The 19,177-nt window shown below is 59.0% G+C and carries 15 protein-coding genes and 3 pseudogenes; 11 read left to right on the top strand and 7 right to left on the bottom strand.

What is annotated here, in order from left to right; all coding sequences use genetic code 11:
• Positions 1 to 151 precede the first annotated feature (151 nt).
• Positions 152 to 1,084, top strand: a complete 933-nt coding sequence (locus tag HV773_RS13805; protein WP_129563682.1) for a universal stress protein — start codon at positions 152 to 154, stop codon at positions 1,082 to 1,084.
• A 54-nt stretch (positions 1,085 to 1,138) separates the two neighbouring features.
• Here HV773_RS13805 and HV773_RS13800 read toward each other — a convergent pair whose 3' ends face one another.
• Complete coding sequence (locus HV773_RS13800) at positions 1,139 to 2,125, bottom strand: universal stress protein (protein WP_129563681.1); 987 nt, start codon at positions 2,123 to 2,125, stop codon at positions 1,139 to 1,141.
• A gap of 252 nt (positions 2,126 to 2,377) precedes the next feature.
• On the opposite strand from HV773_RS13800, the gene HV773_RS37390 reads away from it, so the two are divergent.
• From HV773_RS37390 to HV773_RS37380, 3 genes are read left to right on the top strand one after another with little or no spacing between them, the layout of a single operon-like run.
• The gene (locus HV773_RS37390) at positions 2,378 to 2,584 is read left to right on the top strand and encodes a hypothetical protein (protein WP_237164611.1); all 207 of its coding nucleotides are present in this window, start codon (positions 2,378 to 2,380) and stop codon (positions 2,582 to 2,584) included.
• A 1-nt stretch (position 2,585) separates the two neighbouring features.
• Entirely contained in the window at positions 2,586 to 2,975 is a 390-nt protein-coding gene (locus tag HV773_RS37385; RefSeq protein ID WP_343052351.1) for a P-type ATPase actuator domain-containing protein, read from the top strand.
• A complete protein-coding gene (locus HV773_RS37380; protein WP_343052350.1) occupies positions 2,975 to 3,145 on the top strand; it encodes a P-type ATPase actuator domain-containing protein in 171 nt (56 codons plus the stop codon). The genes HV773_RS37385 and HV773_RS37380 overlap by 1 nt, the downstream gene beginning before the upstream one ends.
• An 820-nt stretch (positions 3,146 to 3,965) precedes the next feature.
• On the opposite strand, the gene HV773_RS13790 is transcribed toward HV773_RS37380, so the two are convergent.
• Complete coding sequence (locus HV773_RS13790; protein ID WP_129563679.1) at positions 3,966 to 4,547, bottom strand: hemerythrin domain-containing protein; 582 nt, start codon at positions 4,545 to 4,547, stop codon at positions 3,966 to 3,968.
• Positions 4,548 to 5,061: 514 nt separating this feature from the next.
• Here HV773_RS13790 and HV773_RS13785 point away from each other — a divergent pair.
• The gene (locus tag HV773_RS13785) at positions 5,062 to 5,409 is read left to right on the top strand and encodes a hypothetical protein (RefSeq protein ID WP_129563678.1); all 348 of its coding nucleotides are present in this window, start codon (positions 5,062 to 5,064) and stop codon (positions 5,407 to 5,409) included.
• Between the two features lie 272 nt (positions 5,410 to 5,681).
• On the opposite strand, the pseudogene HV773_RS13780 reads toward HV773_RS13785, so the two are convergent.
• The 5 genes and pseudogenes from HV773_RS13780 to HV773_RS13760 form a co-directional block, all read right to left on the bottom strand.
• Positions 5,682 to 5,897 (bottom strand): annotated as a pseudogene (locus HV773_RS13780) (IS6 family transposase); the annotation flags it as partial.
• Positions 5,898 to 6,071: 174 nt separating this feature from the next.
• Positions 6,072 to 7,379 carry a hypothetical protein gene (locus HV773_RS13775; protein WP_227875504.1) on the bottom strand — a complete coding sequence of 436 codons (1,308 nt, stop codon included), beginning with the start codon at positions 7,377 to 7,379 and terminating at the stop codon, positions 6,072 to 6,074.
• Complete coding sequence (locus HV773_RS13770; RefSeq protein ID WP_227875544.1) at positions 7,370 to 8,314, bottom strand: hypothetical protein; 945 nt, start codon at positions 8,312 to 8,314, stop codon at positions 7,370 to 7,372. Before HV773_RS13770 ends, HV773_RS13775 begins: the two co-directional genes overlap by 10 nt.
• A 285-nt stretch (positions 8,315 to 8,599) precedes the next feature.
• Entirely contained in the window at positions 8,600 to 9,475 is an 876-nt protein-coding gene (locus HV773_RS13765; protein WP_227875503.1) for a transporter, read from the bottom strand.
• 201 nt (positions 9,476 to 9,676) lie between these two features.
• Positions 9,677 to 9,928 (bottom strand): annotated as a pseudogene (locus HV773_RS13760) (carbamate kinase); the annotation flags it as partial.
• Positions 9,929 to 10,574: 646 nt separating this feature from the next.
• Between HV773_RS13760 and HV773_RS13755 the strand changes: the two are divergent.
• From HV773_RS13755 to HV773_RS13730, 6 genes and pseudogenes are all read left to right on the top strand, one after another.
• Positions 10,575 to 11,783: an MFS transporter gene (locus HV773_RS13755; protein WP_129563676.1), complete on the top strand. Its 1,209-nt coding sequence runs from the start codon at positions 10,575 to 10,577 to the stop codon at positions 11,781 to 11,783.
• A 145-nt stretch (positions 11,784 to 11,928) separates the two neighbouring features.
• A pseudogene (locus tag HV773_RS13750) lies at positions 11,929 to 13,569 on the top strand (acyl-CoA synthetase).
• A gap of 57 nt (positions 13,570 to 13,626) precedes the next feature.
• Positions 13,627 to 14,628, top strand: coding sequence for an AraC family transcriptional regulator (locus tag HV773_RS13745; protein WP_129563675.1), 1,002 nt, complete (start codon positions 13,627 to 13,629; stop codon positions 14,626 to 14,628).
• A gap of 532 nt (positions 14,629 to 15,160) precedes the next feature.
• Complete coding sequence (locus tag HV773_RS13740; protein WP_129564430.1) at positions 15,161 to 16,531, top strand: Rieske 2Fe-2S domain-containing protein; 1,371 nt, start codon at positions 15,161 to 15,163, stop codon at positions 16,529 to 16,531.
• Positions 16,532 to 16,678: 147 nt separating this feature from the next.
• A complete protein-coding gene (locus HV773_RS13735; protein WP_227875501.1) occupies positions 16,679 to 18,112 on the top strand; it encodes an amidase in 1,434 nt (477 codons plus the stop codon).
• Between the two features lie 35 nt (positions 18,113 to 18,147).
• Complete coding sequence (locus HV773_RS13730) at positions 18,148 to 19,173, top strand: FAD-binding oxidoreductase (protein WP_129563674.1); 1,026 nt, start codon at positions 18,148 to 18,150, stop codon at positions 19,171 to 19,173.
• The last annotated feature ends 4 nt before the right edge of the window (positions 19,174 to 19,177 follow it).

The following is a 19,177-nucleotide window of genomic DNA, read 5'->3' as shown; positions in this document are numbered from 1 at the left end:
TACGTCGCGAGAACCTGGCGAGATTGACCTGTATCAACTGCCGTGTACCGCCCACTCCTATTCTTACTTCATCGATGCGGTGTAATCATCCTGTGCCGGACGGCGCGGTAACCCGCTTGCGGGCCATGTGGGCCATGGGGCGAATTCGACAATGAACGCACGCATGCCGCTCAGAATGTTCGTCGCCATAGATACATCAGACGTTTCACACGACGTGCTGAGGTTTGTTCGCGACGTGGCGCCAATCAATAGCGTGGTGTGCATCGTCAACGTGGCACCGGGCGAAGCGTCGGTTTTGCTGCCCGAAAATGCGGCCATTCCGGTTCCCGAGTCGTCGCGCGACGATCGGGTGCAGGATAGGTACGATGCAAAGGATGCGCTTGCGGACGCGGCGGACTTCTTCGCGAACGCCGGCATTCGGGCTGACACACAGACGATCGAGATGTCCTGGCACGACGCGGATATCGGACACGCCATCGTCGCTGCGGCGACTGCGTGGCACGCGGAGCTTGTCGTCGTGGGGGCGCGGCAGCACCGACGGTGGCTGCGCTTGATCGAGGCAAGCGTCTCCGGAGCATTGACACGGCTGTGCCATTGCCCGCTGATGATCGTCCCGCATGGCTGGTCCGGTGGCGAAGGTGATTGGCCGGCACGGATGCTCTTCGCGGTCGACGCCGCGGAAGATGCACGGCATTGCGCAATGTATGGGTTGCGCTTCGCGGTGCCGAACTCGCTTTTGCGCGCGGTATGCGTTGCCGCGCCTGCCCCGGTATGGCCGGTTGAGCACCGTGAAATGGAGGACTTCGATCGCGGCGCGAAAGCCCTTGTGGCAGCCAGGCAGGTCCTCGAGCGAGCCTCGATCAACGTAACGACGGCTACTATCGGCACCGCTGAAACGAGCAACGACATCGCACGCGTCTTGGTTCGTGAGGCGGCCGAATGGCATGCGGATCTGCTGATCATGGGCATGCACGGTAGCCAGGGGCTGAAGCGTCTCGTGGTGGGCAGCGTCGCCAGTCAGGTCGCCCATCTTGCGCAGACGCCGCTGCTGCTGGTCGACGTCCCGGATGCGCCGGATGCTTGAGGCCGCATGCTGGCGCGACCCGTCTCCCCGAAGGGGGGCGGTGCCCATTCCCTCTCATTCCATTGCCGGCGGTACGAGAAGCAGGGGAACGGATGTGAGCCTCGTGGCCCGCTCCGCGACACTGCCAAGCAGCCAGCGTGTCAGGCCGCGCCGCCCATGTGTGCCAAGCACGAGTAGTTGCGCATTCCGGCGCTTCGCTTCGCGATCGAGCGTATGCGATACGTCGTCAAATGAATTCGCGGTTTTGACTATCGCGGTTTCGACGTCCCATCCTTCCTGCCTGCACGCAGCGAGATCGGCGCGTGCTTTCGCGACAGCCACGCCGCCGGCTGCGCTCAGCAGTTCCTCGAGCTTTCGTTCGAAAGCCCCGGTGCCCGGTACCAGCAACTGGTCGACCACATAGATCGCGCACCAGTGCGCGTAAGGCGTGGCAAGCGCCGTGGCCGTCCGCAAGGCGGTGAATGATGCCTCGCTGCCATCGGTCGCGAACAGAATACGCGACGGAACCTCACCCTCATCCGCCGCGTAGCCTGCGGGCACGAGCAACACCGGCCAGCGAAGCAGACGTCGTGCGAACGGCGCGGAAACCTCGCCTGCCACCCAGCGCATGAGGCCTCGAGGGTGGCTCGTGCCGAGAACGACCATGTCGGCCGGCCAGCGCGATGCGGCGTCGGCGATCGCGTCCACGACATCGCCCCCGTCCTTGCAAAGATCGATGACCTCTGCGTCGATGCGCGATCCGCAGCTGTGCAATGCATCGAGCGCCAACTGGGCGGCGTTTTCCGCGTCGCGGTGAATTTCGTCCCTCGCGGCGTCGAGCTGCTCGGCCGCCCAGGTCCCGAGCGGCACGAGGGATCGCGGGTTCTCCGCGACGCTCACGATGCGCACCGAGATGTCGGGGCGCATCGCAGGGCGCGATGCAGGGCCCAGCAGTTGGCCTAGGTATCGAAGCGCGGCCATCGACGCTGGCGACGCGTCGACGGCGACCAGGATGCGCGCAATGGGCGCGGGTGCGCTGGAGTCGATTGAGGGAGTCGTCATGGCTGTCTCGATCGGTAGTGAGGGCTGGCACGCTTACCGTGAACGCAAATCCGTCCGCGCGATTGATGAAGATCAATCGTGTGCGGTTCCGGGCGCGCATGATTCGAGTTCGACTGAACAGGACGCATAGCGGCCATGCGGGACGTCATCCACTCACTGAATTTTGTCTGGCTTGCAGTGTGCGTGACCGGCTTGGTTGCAGGCCTTGCGCTGGATGGAGCCGGCTTTCCTGACGCCGCTCGCCTGTAGTGGATGGCCGGCGCTTTGCCGGTTCTGGCGTCGCTCGGCGTCTCGACGGCCAGGGCATTGCGTCGCCGAGAGGGCGGTGTCGATATTTTTTCGGTGCTCGCCATCGCATTCGCGCTGCTTCTGGGCGAATGGCTGACGGCTGCGGTTATCGCCCTGATGCTCGCGAGCGGCCGGGCCCTGGAGGCCTATGCGGACAATCGCGTGCGCTGAAATGACCGCGCTGCTGAGCCATGCGCCACGAAACGCGACCCGTCTGGAAGCGGGACAGTGGAACAGGGTGTCGCTGGAGCATTTTGCGGTCGGCGACCGCTTGATGGTGCGTCACGCGGACATCGTGCCGGTCGGCGGAACGCTGGCTGGAAATGCCGAACTGGACGAGTCGACGCTGACTGGAGAGTCGCATCTGTGCACGCACGAAGGTGGCGCGACGGCGCGAAGCGGCGCGATCAATGCGGGGCCGACGTTCGAGATGATCGCGTCGGCCACCGCGGCGCACAGCACCTTTGCCGGCATCGTGCGGATGGTGGAAATGACGCAGCGCGACTGCAGTCCGGCCGTGCGGCTCGCTACGCCTGGTGGTTTGTCGCCTGCACACTCGTGATGGCGGGCGGAAGCTGGATCGGTACCGGCGAGATCGAGCGGGCGCTCGCCGTGCTCGTCGTCGCCACGCCTTGTCCCCTGATCCTTGCCGCGCCGGTAGCCATTGTTTCGGGCATCTCGCGATGCGCGCGTCGCGGCGTGCTGATCAAGGGCGGAGCAGCGCTCGAATAGCTGGCAACGGAGCGAACGCGGTTCTTCGACAAGACCGGAACGCTGACCGGTGGCGCCGCGCGTGTCGTCGCCATCCAGATTGCCGGCAGCATTCGCATGGACACCCTGTGGCAGTGCGATACCGAATTCGCCAAGAAGCCCGCGGATCTGGTTGGCAAGTGCGGCGCGTGACTTGACCTGAAATCGGCTGAAGGTACTGTCGATACGCAGGGGCGGGGGCGCACAACGCGCCTGCCTTATGAGGCGCTGGCCGGTTCAACCGATCGACCGGATCAGGCTACGTAGTCTTTCGCCTACGGCGGCGGGCGGTCGACTACGTGATTTCCAGTCCGCGCTGATACCGGACGCCCGATTCACGAACCATACTGGAATTGACGCTACGCTCTTGCAGCAGAGCCATCGGAATCGGATCGTGAGGAATGTGTTATGGGCACCACCGCTTACTCTCTGCGCTCCCTCGTCGACAAGTGGCTCGCGCCGACTCAGCGGACGCCTGCCCGCCTCGTGCAGATCGGTCGCGCTCAGACGTCACGCTCCCGATTCGTCCGCTTTGAGAGGCAAACACCCGTGGGGTTTGTCACGATCGTCTTCTTTCGTCACGATGACGGGTCATGGTGCGTGTTCCCGCCGAGGGGGAAAGTACCTGCGATGTGCCACGTCTGCGATGATCGTTGAAACCAGCAGCCAAACCCATAAGCCCTGAGGGGCGTCGAATGGTCTCCTGCGGTGGTTGCACTCCCAGACTCGTGCTCTGCCAGCGCGAGAAATAAAACTCTGAAATACTAACGAAATGGTGGTTGAAATAAAGAAAAATTTGCGCTCAGGACTGCGCGTTGGGCATCGTTTGAACGATCAGCGCATAAAGATCACCGAGATTGCTCTCGTTTTCGATGCTCTCGAACGGATCGCGATTTGCGCCGAACGCCTCATCAATTTCTACCCAGTCGGCGGCAGTCAGATAGCGCTGCGCGGCGGGCAGGATCACGGACTCTTCAAGCAGCCGGTGTCGGGCGTAGAAGTCTGCATAATTCCTGACTTCCTCCCGCAAGGCAGGCAGCATGTCGGCGCCTGCCAGTTCATAGCGTGTGAGCGCACGTTCGAGTGCGCGAATACGTTGTCCACCTTCATCGTGCTGACGCTCGAGTTCCTCGATGACGCCGTTACACTCGTCGGTACGCTCGCGAAGTCGGCCAAACAGGTATTGCTCTTCCTTCGGGTGGTGAATCTGGTCGGGAAATTCCTGTATGAAGTAGAGCATCGCGCGCATGAGCATTGCGCTGGTCGAACCAGCACTGCATACCATGTCATCGACCACGCGGAGCATGCCGCTGACAACGCTCGCAAGGCGTCGGTGTTCGCTCAGCATCACTTGTATCGCACTACGTAGAGTGGGATGTTCCACGTCAGGCTCCGTAACAAGGGCGGCTGGCCAAGTAAAGTGCAACGCGATGGGGTGTGCTGGGAAGGCACCTCAAGGACGGCCGCGAGTCTTACTCAATATGCGCGCCGCACGGAGGAGGGATTTGATCTCGGTCAATTCAGCGGATGGCTCGGCCGGCTGTTTCGTCGAAGCCGTCGATATGACTTCCCTTGGATCGAACCTGGCTACCGATCATTGAGTCCGTTCCCGTCACGAACTGCTACTCGGCGACTGCGTCTATCGGACGTTCAATCGACCGCCAGGTTCAGATAAGTGCCCCCCGCCGCGCTGCAATGCTGCCAGTGCGATCTCCGGTTGGTTGCATCGGACCTCAATCGGTATCTGACTTTGATCCAAATCAATGCTTCTGCGCGCAAACAAGAACATGGTGAATTAAAGACCGACTCGTATTGAAGTCGGCGAATTGTGGATTTCCATTATTCCCAAAACCAGCCGTATCGGGATCTGTGACCGAGAGACCTGTGGAGGAGCGATCATGCGAGCCACCCATCATTTCAATATCGAGTTGCGGCATGCAACGGTGCCGACTTACGTCGTCAGCTACGTATTTCCAATCATCCTTTTGATGTATGAGTTTCATCGAGTGGGCAGATGGATCTACGACTACGGAATGCATTTCTCGAATTTCAGGTCCATGGGATATGAGTTCCTGCTCATGCTGGTGTTCGTTGGAGTTCAGGCCGTTGTCGGGGGCATTTTCTTGACTGGCGCGTCAATCGGCCGACATCACGATTTCAGGCACCGCGTTTCGAATCTTCTGGCCGGCCTGAGTTATTCGATGGCTGTGATTGCGTTTGATCTTGCGCTGCAGTACGCCCTGTAGTACGGGTCGAAAAAAATCAACCAATGCGCACGCAGGTGGTTGCATGACACGGCTTACGTTCGGCTGAAAGCCCGAAGACTGCGCAAGCGAGGCGTCGTCCTTTATCACCCCCTTCGCGGGTCTGCGCCAACGGCATCTGAATGGCATTGTCAAATTGAGGGGCACGAGCGAAATCAGCGCAAAATACATTGGCATCCGGAATAAAATGCAGCGCCGACGGCAGTCCGTTGATGCCAAATTGCAATCCGCTTGAAGAAGCGCATTGCAGAAGCCTTTCCGCGCGCGGCTTTTGCACGACGAGCAAACTGTTCGCCGAAACGGTCGCACCAGTTACGCACCGATTCGTACGTAACCGTTACGCCCCTCTCGAGCAGCCGTTTCTCGATATCGCTCAGGCTCAGATTGAAACGGTGGTGCCACCGTACCGCGCAGCTGATGATGGCCGCGGGAAAACGAAAACCGTGATAGGGCGACTTGATCTTCTTCATGCCTGAATTTTACTGCGTGCTCAACTTGAATTGCTGCGGTCGAACCGGAAGAGATTTCACGGTAGCTATCAGAGTGCAAAACAGTCGCTCGGCACGCGAACCAGAGAGGAGCGGCAGCCACTCAATGCCGCTACGGGCCGGATACCAGGTTGAGCAAACCAACCATGCCTGCTTTCAGAATACCAATCCGAACAGTCTTTTCAGCAGATCTTCCAGCGACATCATCGTGAGTGCCAGCGGCACAATTGGCACAAGTACCGCGGCTGCGAGGCGAACAACGGCATCTTTGGTAATGGGCGCGATACGCATGGTTCGGATAACGTCGAAACTGTTGGCGAGATCCGCGAGCGACTGAATGTCGGCGCTGCCCACCAACGCCTCGTCGCTGGACGAGTCTCCGCGCAGCCACTTGGCGTCGAATGCGTGCACGTACCGTTGCGCTAGGGCACCGTATTCACTCAGGCCTGCCCGCTTCGCCTGGGCCAGTTGTGGCGCGAAGACCAGTAAAGGACCAAAGACCAGGCACAGCAGGAAGAGAACCATCGATCCTGTTTCCACCTTGAATTCGGTGAGTGCGACCCCGGCGTAGAAAATGCGGTTGGCGAACTGCGCAGCGAGCATTGCGCCGTGCGCAGCAAGGAGCGCTGTGAATGCATAGACCGTATTGGCAAGGAACCCAAGACCGCCGACGCGATCGGGATGAGTCGGAACGAGGCTTAGTTCGATGCGCGACACCTGCCAGAGAAACCGCGTCCAGACGAACAGCCGGAAATACCAGCGGATCAGTAGGAACTGGAATAACGGAACGCTCACGTAGGCATACCAGTATCCGGCGAGCGAAAGTTTCAAGCCTCCGGGGGTGGGTGCTGCGTACCATGTCGAAGTCGTTTGCATTGCGGTGTATTGGCGCCACACGACAAGGACACCAACACCGTACACCAGAGCGATCATCAGCAGCTCGGCAAACACGGAATTGCGCAGACGGAATACCGACCTGATTGCCTCATCGAACCGCGCCGTCGACGCTTCCGGAATGATCTTCCGGTCGAGGAATGCTCGCGCGATCGGACGCAGGCGCCGATGCACAACCAGCTCAGCGATGATCAAAAGGGGCACTGCCACAAGGAAGCGGATGTGAACTTCGAGGTCCAGCAGGAATGGCATGGCCACGCGCTTGTCAAGCAAATGCCCGTCCAGGGCGGCCAGCGCCAGTAGCGGTAGCCACGCCACGAGCGAGATGACGAGAACCCGCTGGCGCACCAGTTCCAGCGCATCGTCGGCCATGCGCGTCCGGCGCAGAAGCTGGAAAAGGGGGCCGCCCAGTACCAGCGAGAAATTCTGCGTATCCTGCAGAATATCCGCAGCGGTCGGTGCCGTGCCGTCTATTCTTCGTGATCCTGAATGCAGGAAGTGATTCATCGCTCGGCTCCCTTGCTCGAATTCGAATTCATCCTGGGAACGGACAGGCTTCTTCAGTGCCATGACGCGCGTGTTGCGGCGTCGATATGCAGCCCGGCTGGCAGGAGTTCGGCACGTGGAAATCGCACGAGTGCGAACGCACGCATACGAGGCGGATCACCCGGGATCCGTGCGAGGCGAAACTCCATGAGGCGGCTGGCTTGCGTTTCGTCGTTTCTCACCACGTTCATCAGGTCCAGGCGAACACTGCGGTTCTCGACATAAATATGCTCCGCAGGCGTGGAAAACACCTCGCAGACCCGCTCCAGTTCGAGTTCGATCGCCCCGGTCGGGACGCGAAGCGCAGCCAGCTCGCGCGAGTTTTCTTCAATTTGGGCCTGTAGTCGTTTCAGTTCGTCCGCGGTGGTGTCTGGTGCGTCGCCTACCAGAGAGCGAATACCCGTACCCCGCTGCTCCAGCAACTTCACGCGCGCCTCGAGCAGTTCGCGTCCTTTCTCGACCAGCTCAGCCCGGTCGGCGGCGAGTTTCGCCAATCCTTCCAATGCCAGTTGATCGATCAGTCGGTGAACAATTTCCTCCCGCAGATCCGGGTCTGAGCGTGCGCAGATGCTGACGCGGTGGTCCATGAAACAAAGCTTGGTCTGCGGCACGTCATGGCGTATCGAATCACCTTCGAGGGCGACGCCCAGCACGTGTCGCTCGATCATCGCCATCCCTAGCGTGACGCAGGCTTGCGTCATATCGGGATTCTGAGCGAAGTATTCGCGCAACGTCTCCGAGCGGCTGAACGCCTTTGGCAGGTCTTCTGACGTCGCAAAGAATGCGCGAATCAACGGGTCGGTCGACCAGGCTGCCATGTTGGCCTCGTGAGGCGCGGGCAACGAACAGGTCAGATTGTCGATGTAGCGAAGCGAGATACGGATCGATCCGCCAAGGCGTTTGCGGTAACTCTGCGCTAACCGCAGACGGGGCTCCATGGCAACGACACGTTCGATCATTTCGTCCACGCGCGCGCTTTTATCGTGCGCGCCCGGGGCCCTCGAGAAACGCATAAAGCGAGCAAGCAAACTCATATATCCCTACCTTTCAAGGGTGTCGTGCAACAAAGACCGCCTGCAATGTCGGCAATCCCACGGACCCGTCCGGCGCAATCAGGAACAGTGCATCGGAAACCGGGGAAACCGTACGCCCTCACTCTAGTATTTCGTTTCCCCGACTCGTTGATCTCCATCAATCGCGCGCCTTTGCCGCAAACGTCGCGATAATCGGGCGGGGATGTGTGTTCACCGATCGAACCAGCGATATTGAATCGCCACCGTCACGATCTGGAAGTTGCCCGCGGCCCGTGCTACGAAGCCGCGCGACCAGGCGAGCTTCGCCGACCAGCCGTGCGCGATAGGCACCGCGAGCGTGAGCCCGCCGCGCAGGTTCGCCTGGGAACTGCCGCTCGACGCGCCGTCCACACTGGCGCCACCGCCCAAGGCATAACCGAGATCGAGGGCGAGCCATAATCCGGGACGGAAGGTGTAGCCGCCATGGAGCTGCGTGAGCGCGAGCGGAGCCTGGCTTCTCTCATGTCCGTTGAAGAAATTCGTGTTGGCCGTGAAGAAAATAACACCCACCGAAGCCTCGAAGAACCAGTTTCCCCACGGTTGCGACACGCCGATTTCAGGTTTGAACGCCCAGCGGTTGTTACCCAGGTTGACGAGACGCGTGGGAACGTACTGGCCAGTGGGCGCCTGAACCGTCAGGCTGATGCCCAACGAGGTGCCAGGCGGCACTTGCGCGAATTCCTCCGGCGAAAGCGGGGGATTGCCAAACAGGTTGATGGCGAATCGCATCTGCATGTCGCCAACGCCACCGCGATGGACCTTGGTCGGCGCGTCGATGACAAGCCCGCTCAGGTCTGCACTCTGGAACGGCACGCCCAGACCAAACGACGCCGTGTGACCTCCGAGCGCGAATGTGTGGACGTAACCGAGCACAAAATTGTCGACTTGCGCGTGCACGCCGCTGACCGGTAGGGAAGGGTCAGTGAGAACGTCTCCGCTCACATGCGAGTAGCCCGCGACGATGAAGTTCGTGCCGACCGGGGAGGCGGAATAGGTTCGAGGTTCCAGTTCTTGGGCGTGCAGCGCACCCGCCTGCCACAGCAGCACGGCAGTGCCTAAGCACGCACACCTCGAGTGAGCGGCTCGCCTGCTCATCGCAGTTCAGTTCGGAGTATCGGGAATGGTGCCGTACGGCGCTGCACGGCGAGGTCCAGCATAGCAGCGCAATTCGGCACGATGAATAAGACTTTAGTCGGATCTCCGCTTGTGACATAGGGGCGTTCGCTGGAGGCATGATGCGCTGCGGCGTTAGCAGGCCGCTGCTGCGCGATACTGGATGCCAGGCTCGGCGATGCTAACGCGGGTGCCTGCATGGCGCTTCGTAATCGCAACGATGTCCGATAACGAACCGATCACCGCGTCCTTGCCTGTATTGCGAGCGAACTCCATCGCCGCCTGAACCTTCGGCCCCATCGATCCGGCGGCGAAGCCGAGCTTCTCGAGCGCGTCGGGGTGTGCCTGCGCGATGGCCTTCTGGCCCGGCTTGCCCCAGTCGATATAGCATGCACCTCAAAGATACCACCTCACCCTCGATCGGGATGGCGGCTCTTTCAGCTCGCTGAGCTATCCGAAGCAAGAGCGATTTCTCGCACGCCTACCGAGTTTGCACCACAACCATTCAAGGAACGTCTCGCCGCCTGGCATGGTTGGAGCGTCAATCTCGCAGCCGAGTAAGTTATCTGGTAAGGATAACGATGGTTTGGCTAACCATTCAGCCTACGCTCGTCAACTTGACAAAGCCCGCGTAACTTCTCCAGCAGTAGCTCGTGCAATCGCTTTCACACACAAGCCTTCTGGCAGTCGCACAACTGCCTCCAGCAGGTTGAACCCGAGCTAAATCAAGGGCCGTCGATTAATCTGCGTGCGTTCGGTGTACAATTTGACCGCGAAAAAAAGCGTCTCATTTTCGAGTCAAAAAATGGCGTAATCCCCGCCCGCCAGTTGCGAAGCCAGGCGCGTCACATTCCATTCATAACCCTTTTACCAACCCCGCTAATCGCGAAATTGCACGCGATTATTTTCTGATGCTAATTTAAACGCCATTCTCGGGCATCCGAATAGAGCCGGAGGTCCGACCGATTTTTTAGAGCGCAATTTCAGAACAATGGCTTTTATTAGTCATTGCAGTCAAAACAGTTATCGAACCATGAACGACCGTTCCCCAATTCTCGCGCCCGCGCAACTCGACGAGACGACCCTGCGCCAATGGCTTTCTGTGGTTGCCGTGGCGATCAGTGCATTCGCGTTTGTGACGTCCGAGTTCCTGCCAGTGGGGCTGCTTACCGAGATCGCTCGCGATCTCCGGGTGACGCCAGGTACCGCTGGCCTGATGGTGACCACGCCAGGCGTGATGGCAGCGATCTTCGCGCCCGGTCTGATGATGTTTGCCGGGCGCATGGATCGCCGGAAAATGATTCTGCTGCTCACGGCAATGCTACTCGTATCGAATATCGTTTGCGCGCTCTCGACGAATTTCGCGCTCATGCTGATTGGCCGCGCGATGTTCGGCGCGGCACTCGGTGGCTTCTGGACACTCGCGACTGCCACGGCGGGCCGCCTCGTGCATATGAGCGACGCCGCGCGCGCGACAGCCATCATCCTGACCGGCGTGACGTGCGCGACGGTGATTGGCGTCCCGCTGGGCACCTTTATCGCGGGCTTCGCGTCGTGGCGCATGTCGTTCCTCGTGACGGGAGGACTCGTCACGCTCGCGCTGATCGCGCAGGCGTTGCTGGTGCCATCACTGCCTTCGGCTGCTGCATTGCGTCTAGCCGATTTCGCCATGCTGCTGCTCCGCCCGCATGTGTGCTTGATCATGCTGATGGTCGCGCTCGTGTTCGGCGCGCATTTCTCTACCTATACGTTCATCACACTGCTTTTGCAGCAGGACTTCTCGATGAGCGCGATCACGCTGCTGTTGCTCGCGTTTGGCGTGATCGGTTTTTTCTCAAATGCGCTGACCTCCGCGGTGGTCGCCAGGCGGCTCAAGACGTCCGGGGCGGCGATGACGGCGCTCCTGTTATGCGCGCTTTCCGCGATGATTCTGCTTGAACACGCGCGCGTTGGCGAGATCGCGGCGATGCTGATGTGGGGTGTGGCGTTCGGGGCGATTCCGTTGTGTTTTTCTGTGTGGGTCCAGCGCAGCACGGCCGATCTGGTCGAAGCGGGTTCGGCGATGTTTGTGAGCGTGATTCAGGTGGCGATTGCGCTTGGATCGTCGGTGGGCGGTGCGATTGTGGATCGTGCTGGCGTGCGTGCCGACCTGGTGCTCGGCTGCGTGCTCACGGTGTTCGGCCTCATGGCGCTGCAACGGGTTGCGGCACTGGAGCGCGCGCAACGGGGCGCTGAGTTCTAATCTTGCAGTATTGGGACAATCGCTGCACGAATTGGATAGTCCACGAAGGGCGTAGTGGAATAGTCTGCGTGCAACATTCTTGGGCACGATCAAGTCATGATCTGACACTTAAGAGAGCAGTCAAAAATAGACGGAGACAGTGCGAATGCAGATGTACGAAGACGGTTTGCAGCGCCGCAACGCCAATTACACCCCGCTGACACCGGTAGATTTTTTGGTGCGCGCATCAGAAGTCTATGGTGATAAGACTGCGGTTCTGTACGGTCAGGTGAAACGTACATGGAGACAAACGTTCGAACGATGTGTCCGGCTGTCCCATGCTCTCGTGCAGATGGGTATTCAGCGTGGCGATACTGTCGCAGTGATGCTCCCCAATATTCCGGAGATGGTGGAGGCTCACTTCGGTATCCCCATGGCCGGGGCGGTATTGAACGCACTCAATACCAGGCTTGGTGCCGAAGATATTCTGTACATGCTCAGTCACGGTGAAGCTCGCGTACTGGTCATCGATACCGAGTACGCGGCCGTCGCGCAGGCCGTAGCCGAGGCGCTTCCCGATTTGAAGATCATCAAGATTCAAGATGCGTTCGCTGTCGCGGACGATAACGTATTGGCCTGGGCTCGGAGCTATGAGGATCTGATTGCCCAAGGCGATCCGAATTTCCCGTATCAGCTTCCCCTCGACGAGTGGGATGCTATCGCGCTCAACTACACGTCCGGTACGACTGGCAATCCCAAGGGCGTGGTCTACTCCCATCGTGGCGCGCATCTGACGGCGACGAGCAACGTGCTCGAGTGGGACATGGAAAAGCACCCCATCTACCTGTGGACGCTGCCCATGTTTCATTGCAACGGGTGGTGCTTCCCGTGGACTATCGCGGCTCGCGCGGGTATTAATGTATGCATTCGCCGAATCGACGCCAAAGTCATTTTCGATTTGATTCGCGAGCATCGGGTCACGCATTATTCTGGTGCGCCGATTGTTCACTCCATCCTCGCGAATGCGCCGGATGAGTGGCGCGCGGGTATCGCGCATCGGGTTAAGGCCACGGTGGCAGGGGCTGCGCCATCGTCAACCGTATTGGCCCACATGGAGGCCATCGGATTTGAGTTGACCCACGTCTACGGATTGACCGAGGTTTACGGCCCTGCCGCAGTGTGCGCCGTACAGGATGCGTGGGCCACGCTGAGTCAACAGGAGCGTGCGGTGTTGAATGCTCGCCAGGGTGTTCGATTCCACCTCTAGGCCGGAACCACGGTGGTGGATCCCCAGACCATGCAGGAAGTACCGCGCGACGGCGAGACCATCGGAGAGGTCGTGTTCCGGGGCAACCTGACCATGAAGGGGTATCTGAAGAACGAGAAGGCGACGGACGAGGCGTTCGCCGGCGGGTGGTTCCATACGGGGGACCTGGGTGTCTTGACCGCCGATGGGTATGTGAAACTCAAGGACCGAAGCAAGGACATCATCATTTCGGGCGGCGAGAATATTTCCAGCATAGAGATCGAGGACGCAATCTATAAGCACCCAGCCGTGTCGGTAGTCGCCATCGTGGCCCAGCCTGACCCGAAGTGGGGCGAGGTGCCGTGTGCGTTTGTTGAACTTCGTCCCGGCATGGAGTGCACGGCTGATGAAATCGTTGCCCATTGCCGTTCGCTCCTGGCGTCGTTCAAGATCCCCAAGGCGGTGCACTTCGGTGAATTGCCCAAGACTTCGACGGGCAAAATTCAAAAGTTCGCGTTGCGCAAGCAACTGAATTCGACCAGCGCTATCGATCAGGGCTAGCCTGCAAGAGGAGTTGCAAGCGGAATCCACCGACGAATCCGATCTTTCATCTGATTAATGACGAATCCGACCCCCCATCCGATTGCTGACGAACCTGACCCCTCATCCAGGACAGAGCTGTTTCAGACGCGTGACATAGAGCAAGCGCGACAGTGGGGGACGCGTACGTTTTGCGAAAACGAACTTCGAAACATTGATGTTCGAGGTGAGCTCAACGCAAGCCTGCTGTATCGGAAATATGGCTCCATCGGCATCGGGCGAATGAGTTACGGTGGCGAAGTTACGATCCGGCCCAGTACGTTCGATGACTTCTATCTGGTGCAGGTGCCGCTAAGTGGGGTTGAGCGCATCACCCATGGCAATGAGACGATCACCTCGACACCTACGGTCGGTTCGATACTAAATGCTAGGCAACAACACGAAATCATTCACGGGGCGGGTACCGAAAAACTGATTCTCCGTATTGATCGCGATTTGGTGGAGCGTCTGTGTGGGCAGCATCTCGGTAACGGTGCGCAGGCCAAGGTGGAGTTTGAACCCGCTATGCCGCTGGATTCCGCGTCCGGCAGGCGATGGGCTTCCACCATGAGATGGTTGTTCGATTACCTGGATGGTACTCAATCATCATCGGCTTTGTTGACGGCACAAATCGAGCACATGATTGGCTCGCTTTTGCTCATCAGCCAAACAAGCAATCACAGCGAGGCACTTAACGAAGATCGTTCGCGTTCCGTAACCCCTGCATTTATCAGGAAGGCAGAGCTTTTCATTGAAGAGCGGGCCCATGAGCCTATCACGGTAGGGAATATTGCGGAGCACGTAGGCGTTAGTGTCAGTTCGATATATGCAGGATTCCGTAAATATCGAAATACGTCACCCATGCATCTTTTAAAGAGTATAAGACTCAATCGGGTGCGGGAGCAGTTGTTGAGGTCTGAACCTAAAAGTACAACAGTTACAGCAGTAGCGTACCGGTGGGGGTTTGCTCATCTAGGGCATTTCACCACCGATTACAAGCGCTGGTTTGGCGAGAGTCCGGGTGAAACGCTCGCCCGCTAGCGTTTGCTGGCCCGGTGCGGCATGACGCGATGCGGCCATCGATGCCATCGCGAAGAATCGCAGGCGTGTCTGAAGCCGGGCGATTGACTATTACCGGTGCTCGCTTGCCGAGGCGCTGATGTACCGGCTTGAAATTCTTCCAGAGTTACTGCGCGTGAGCATGTGAGGCCGGTTCGAAAGCGGCCGAAGTATCGCTTCGTGCGCCCTCGCGCCACGCGACAGCGCCCGCGCGCCCTCAGTTCCTCCGTATTGCCTGAGATAGCAAGCAGAGCGCGCGCTTTGCCCTTGCGCCCTATATGCGCAACCTCGTCTCTCAGGACTATCGTTCTTGTCGGTATAAACCCTCGGAATGCATGTTGAATGCACGGACGGGATAGATCGCATAGTCATTGGAGTGTGCGTACCTGAGTGAATGGATAGTATTTCCTGGCGGTCACTCTTTACCGGGTCCGCAAAAGATTCGGTGCGAAACCGTACCGGTGATGAAGTGTGCTCGACACACGTCCCCCTCGTTACCCAGGAGACACATAAAATGTCCGATCAGCCGGTTGTTCGCCGTCGCGTCGCCCAGCATTCGATCAGCGACACTCGCTACAACGACGCGAAGTCGCAATCGCAATATCAGCCGTACAAGGATGCAGCTTGGGGCTTCATCAACCACTGGTACCCGGCGATGTTCAGTAAGGAACTCGTGGAAGTTGTCGACGGCGAAGGCGGCGATGAAGATATCATTCCAAGTGTGAAGGGCATTCAAATCGCAGGCGTTCCCATCGCGCTGCGTCGCGTCAACGGCAAGGTTTTCGCCGTCAAGGATCAGTGCGTGCACCGCGGTATTCGCCTGTCCGAAAAGCCGATGTGCTTCAATAAGGAAACGATCACGTGCTGGTATCACGGCTTCACGTTCAATCTGGACGACGGCAAGCTCCGCACCATCGTCGCCAATCCGGAAGACAAGTTGATCGGCACGACCGGCATCACGACGTATCCGGTTGAAGAAGTCGCGGGCATGATCTTCGTCTTCGTGCGTGAAGACGACTTCTCGCTCGAAGACGTTCCCCCGCTGTCGGACGATCTCCCGTTCCGTTTCCCGGAAAGCAGCGAGCGCTTCCCGCACCCGCTGTGGCCCGCTGCTCCGTCGATCCTCGACGAGGGCGCCGTTGCGCACGGTATGCACCGTACCGGATTCGGCAACTGGCGTATCGCGTGTGAAAACGGCTTCGACAATGCGCACATCCTGGTTCACAAGGATAACTCGATTGTCCACGTGAATGACTGGGTGCTCCCGTTGGGCATTCTGCCGGCCTCGGACGACTGCATTGAGGTCGTTGAGGACGAAACGGGTCCGAAGGGCATGATGCAATGGCTGTTCAGCGACAAGTGGCTGCCCGTCCTGGAAAACAAGGAGCTGGGCCTCAAAATCGACAACCTGAATGGTCGCTTCTACCGTACGTCGGTGGTTCTCCCGGGCGTTCTCATGGTCGAAAACTGGCCGGAGGAGCATGTCGTTCAGTACGAGTGGTACGTGCCGATCACGGACGACACGCACGAGTACTGGGAAGTGCTGGTTCGCGTCTGCCCGACTGAGGAAGATCGCAAAAAATTCAAATACCGTTTCGATCGCGTTTACAAGGAACTCTGCTTGCACGGGTTCAACGACTGCGATCTCTACGCTCGCGAAGCCATGCAGCACTTCTACGCTGACGGCACGGGCTGGGACGACGAGCAACTGGTCTCGACCGATATTTCGCCCGTCACGTGGCGCAAGCTGGCCTCGCGCCACAATCGTGGTATCGCGAAGCCGGGCAAGGGCACATACGGCGCGGTGAAGACCCATAGCACGCGCTTCAAGGACACGGCTGACGGCAAGCGCCCCGCCTACTTCGTGGATCAGGTGTGGTTCTAAACCTGTATTGACGGGGGTTCGGCTGCCGGACCCCTGACAAAGCGCCTCATTAGTACCCCTCACGTCCAGTCCCGAGGAAGGAGACGAAGTTGTCTCGCGCCACGGGCTTGATTCGCGCTTCTGTGTGCGGCAGGGACTGGAACTGAATTGATTACCTTAGCCTTCAAATCCGTAATGAGCAGCCTTCCAAACGATCTGCACAACCTCGAAATCTATGATCTGTCGTTGCTGATTCGCAAAGGCGAAGTCAGCCCGATAGCAGTCGCGAAGGCACAGTTGGCCCGCATAGAGGCACTCGATACGGATTTGAAAAGCTATGCACGTGTGACGCCGGAATTGGCCATGCAGCAGGCAGTGCAGGCAGAGAAAGAAATTCAGGCCGGAGACGTCAGAAGTCCGTTGCACGGCATTCCGCTCGCAGTCAAGGATTTGTTCGATACCCAGGGCATCGTTAGCGCCGGCGGTATGCCGATTCATGCACAGCGCGTCCCTGCGGAAAACGCGACGGTTGTGCAGCGCCTGCAAGATGCAGGTTCGGTAATGCTGGGAAAGCTTCAAATGACGGAAGGCGCATTTGCCATCCATCATCCGACGATCCCCGATCCGGTGAATCCATGGGGGGCCGCGCACTGGTGCGGCGCTTCATCTTCGGGTTGCGGTGTCGCCACCGCGGCCCGGTTGTGCTACGGCGCGATTGGTTCGGACACGGGGGGCTCGGTACGTTTCCCCAGTGCAGCCAACAATCTGACTGGGTTAAAGACCACCTACGGGACGGTCAGCCGTAAAGGCGTGATGGAAATGGCTGCGTCGCTGGATCACGTGGGCCCTATGGCTCGCTCTGCCCGAGATGTGCTGCTTCTTCTCGCGGTTATCGGTGGACACGACACCGAACGGCTGCTCGCCACCATTGACGAAAATCGGCTCGCCGATCTCCTGAAGGGCTTTAAGGGATTGCGCATTGGCATGGATGAGTCGTGGATTTCGGATGGCGTCGATCCGGTGATTCAGCGTGCAATTCAACAGGTCAAGGTCATCCTTGCCGACGCAGGCGGCACGATCAAGCGCATCAAGGTTCCGGATACGCGCAAGGTCAGTGCCAACTGGGAACTCCATTGCGGGGTTCAAACGGCTGTTGCGCATGAAGCAACGTATCCCGGAAAGGCCAGTGAGTACGGTCCCGCACTGTCTCGTCTGATTGATCAGGGACGCGAACTTAAGGCCGTTGAATACGACAGGATCATTCGTGATGCGAATCAGTTTTCACGCGAAATGGACGCCATATTCGCGGACGTCGACATCGTTCTGGCTCCAGTGCAGCCGTACGCCGCTCCGACGTACGAGCAACTGGCGGGTCTTGCTTCGGACCCTGAAGCCAATCGACGGCTGATTCAGTTTACGGCGCCGTTCAATGCCTCGGGGCATCCGGCGCTGGCCGTACCCATTGGATTCACGGAACGAGGATTGCCCATCGGCGGGCAACTAATCGGCCGCAAGTATCAAGACGACCTGCTCTGTATGGTCGGCATGGTGTTGCAGAGCCACAGTGATTGGCATCGTCAGGGCCCGCCTGGATTGGCTTGATTGATATTGAATACGATTTATTTTTGGATTAAGTCATGACCCAAGCCCACCAGATCACCGTTAATTTCGCTGATGGTGTCAGCCATACCTTTGTCGCTGAACCCGGCGAAAACATTCTTGAGGCTGCTATCAAGGCCGAAGTTCCGGTGCTGTATCAATGTCGTGCCGGTGCCTGCGCCTCGTGCACGTGCAAGCTCGCGGAAGGCGAGGCCGCGACCATTCCAGGTGCGAGTTCGACGCTGCTCGCGTCGGAGTTCGCGGAAGGAAATCGTTTGCTGTGCGTTACCGCGGCCGAATCCGATTGCACGTTCAACGTCGCATACAGTAGCGAAGTGGGATCGAGCGTTGCACAAGAGGTCAACGTCTTCATCGACTCCATCGAGCGCATTGGTTCGACCGTCATGCGTCTGACTGTTGAACTGGCTGAAGGGAATTGGCTCGAATTCCGCCCCGGTCAATTCATGCAGATCACGGTGCCGGGTTTGGGTGTTCTTCGCTCGTACTCGCCGTCCTCTACGTCGCTGACGCTGCCCAAGATGGAATTCCTGGTTCGCCTGCTGCCCAACGGCGCGATGTCCACGTTCCTCGAAAATCAGGCACAGGTTGACGAAGTGTTGAAGATGAAGGGGCCGTATGGCGCATTTTTCCTGCGCGAGGAATATAAGCGCAACCCGCACATCTTCGTGGCTGGCGGTACCGGACTGGCCCCGATCATGTCCATGATCGACAGTCTCCGGCAGGCAGGCGGCAAAAAGCCGTCGATGCTGCTCAGCTTCGGCTGTGCGGTTCCGGAGGCACTCTTCGGTCTGGATGACATCGAGTTGCGCCAGCATTGGTTGCCCACGCTGAAGACGCGCATCTGCGTCGATCGCAATGCCACCGAAGGCCTGCATCAAGGTTCACCTGTCTCGGCACTCAAGGAAGAGGACGTGACGGACCCCAACACGGTGGCGTACCTGTGCGGCCCCCAGCCGATGATCGACGCCGCAACCACACGATTGATCGCGTTGGGTGTGAAACCGGAATTGATTTTCGCGGAGCAGTTTGTTGCTTCGAACTGAGGAA

The organism is Paraburkholderia caffeinitolerans (assembly GCF_902859945.1).
Taxonomy (GTDB): Bacteria; Pseudomonadota; Gammaproteobacteria; order Burkholderiales; family Burkholderiaceae; genus Paraburkholderia; species Paraburkholderia caffeinitolerans.
This window is presented reverse-complemented; position numbering and strand designations above follow the sequence as displayed.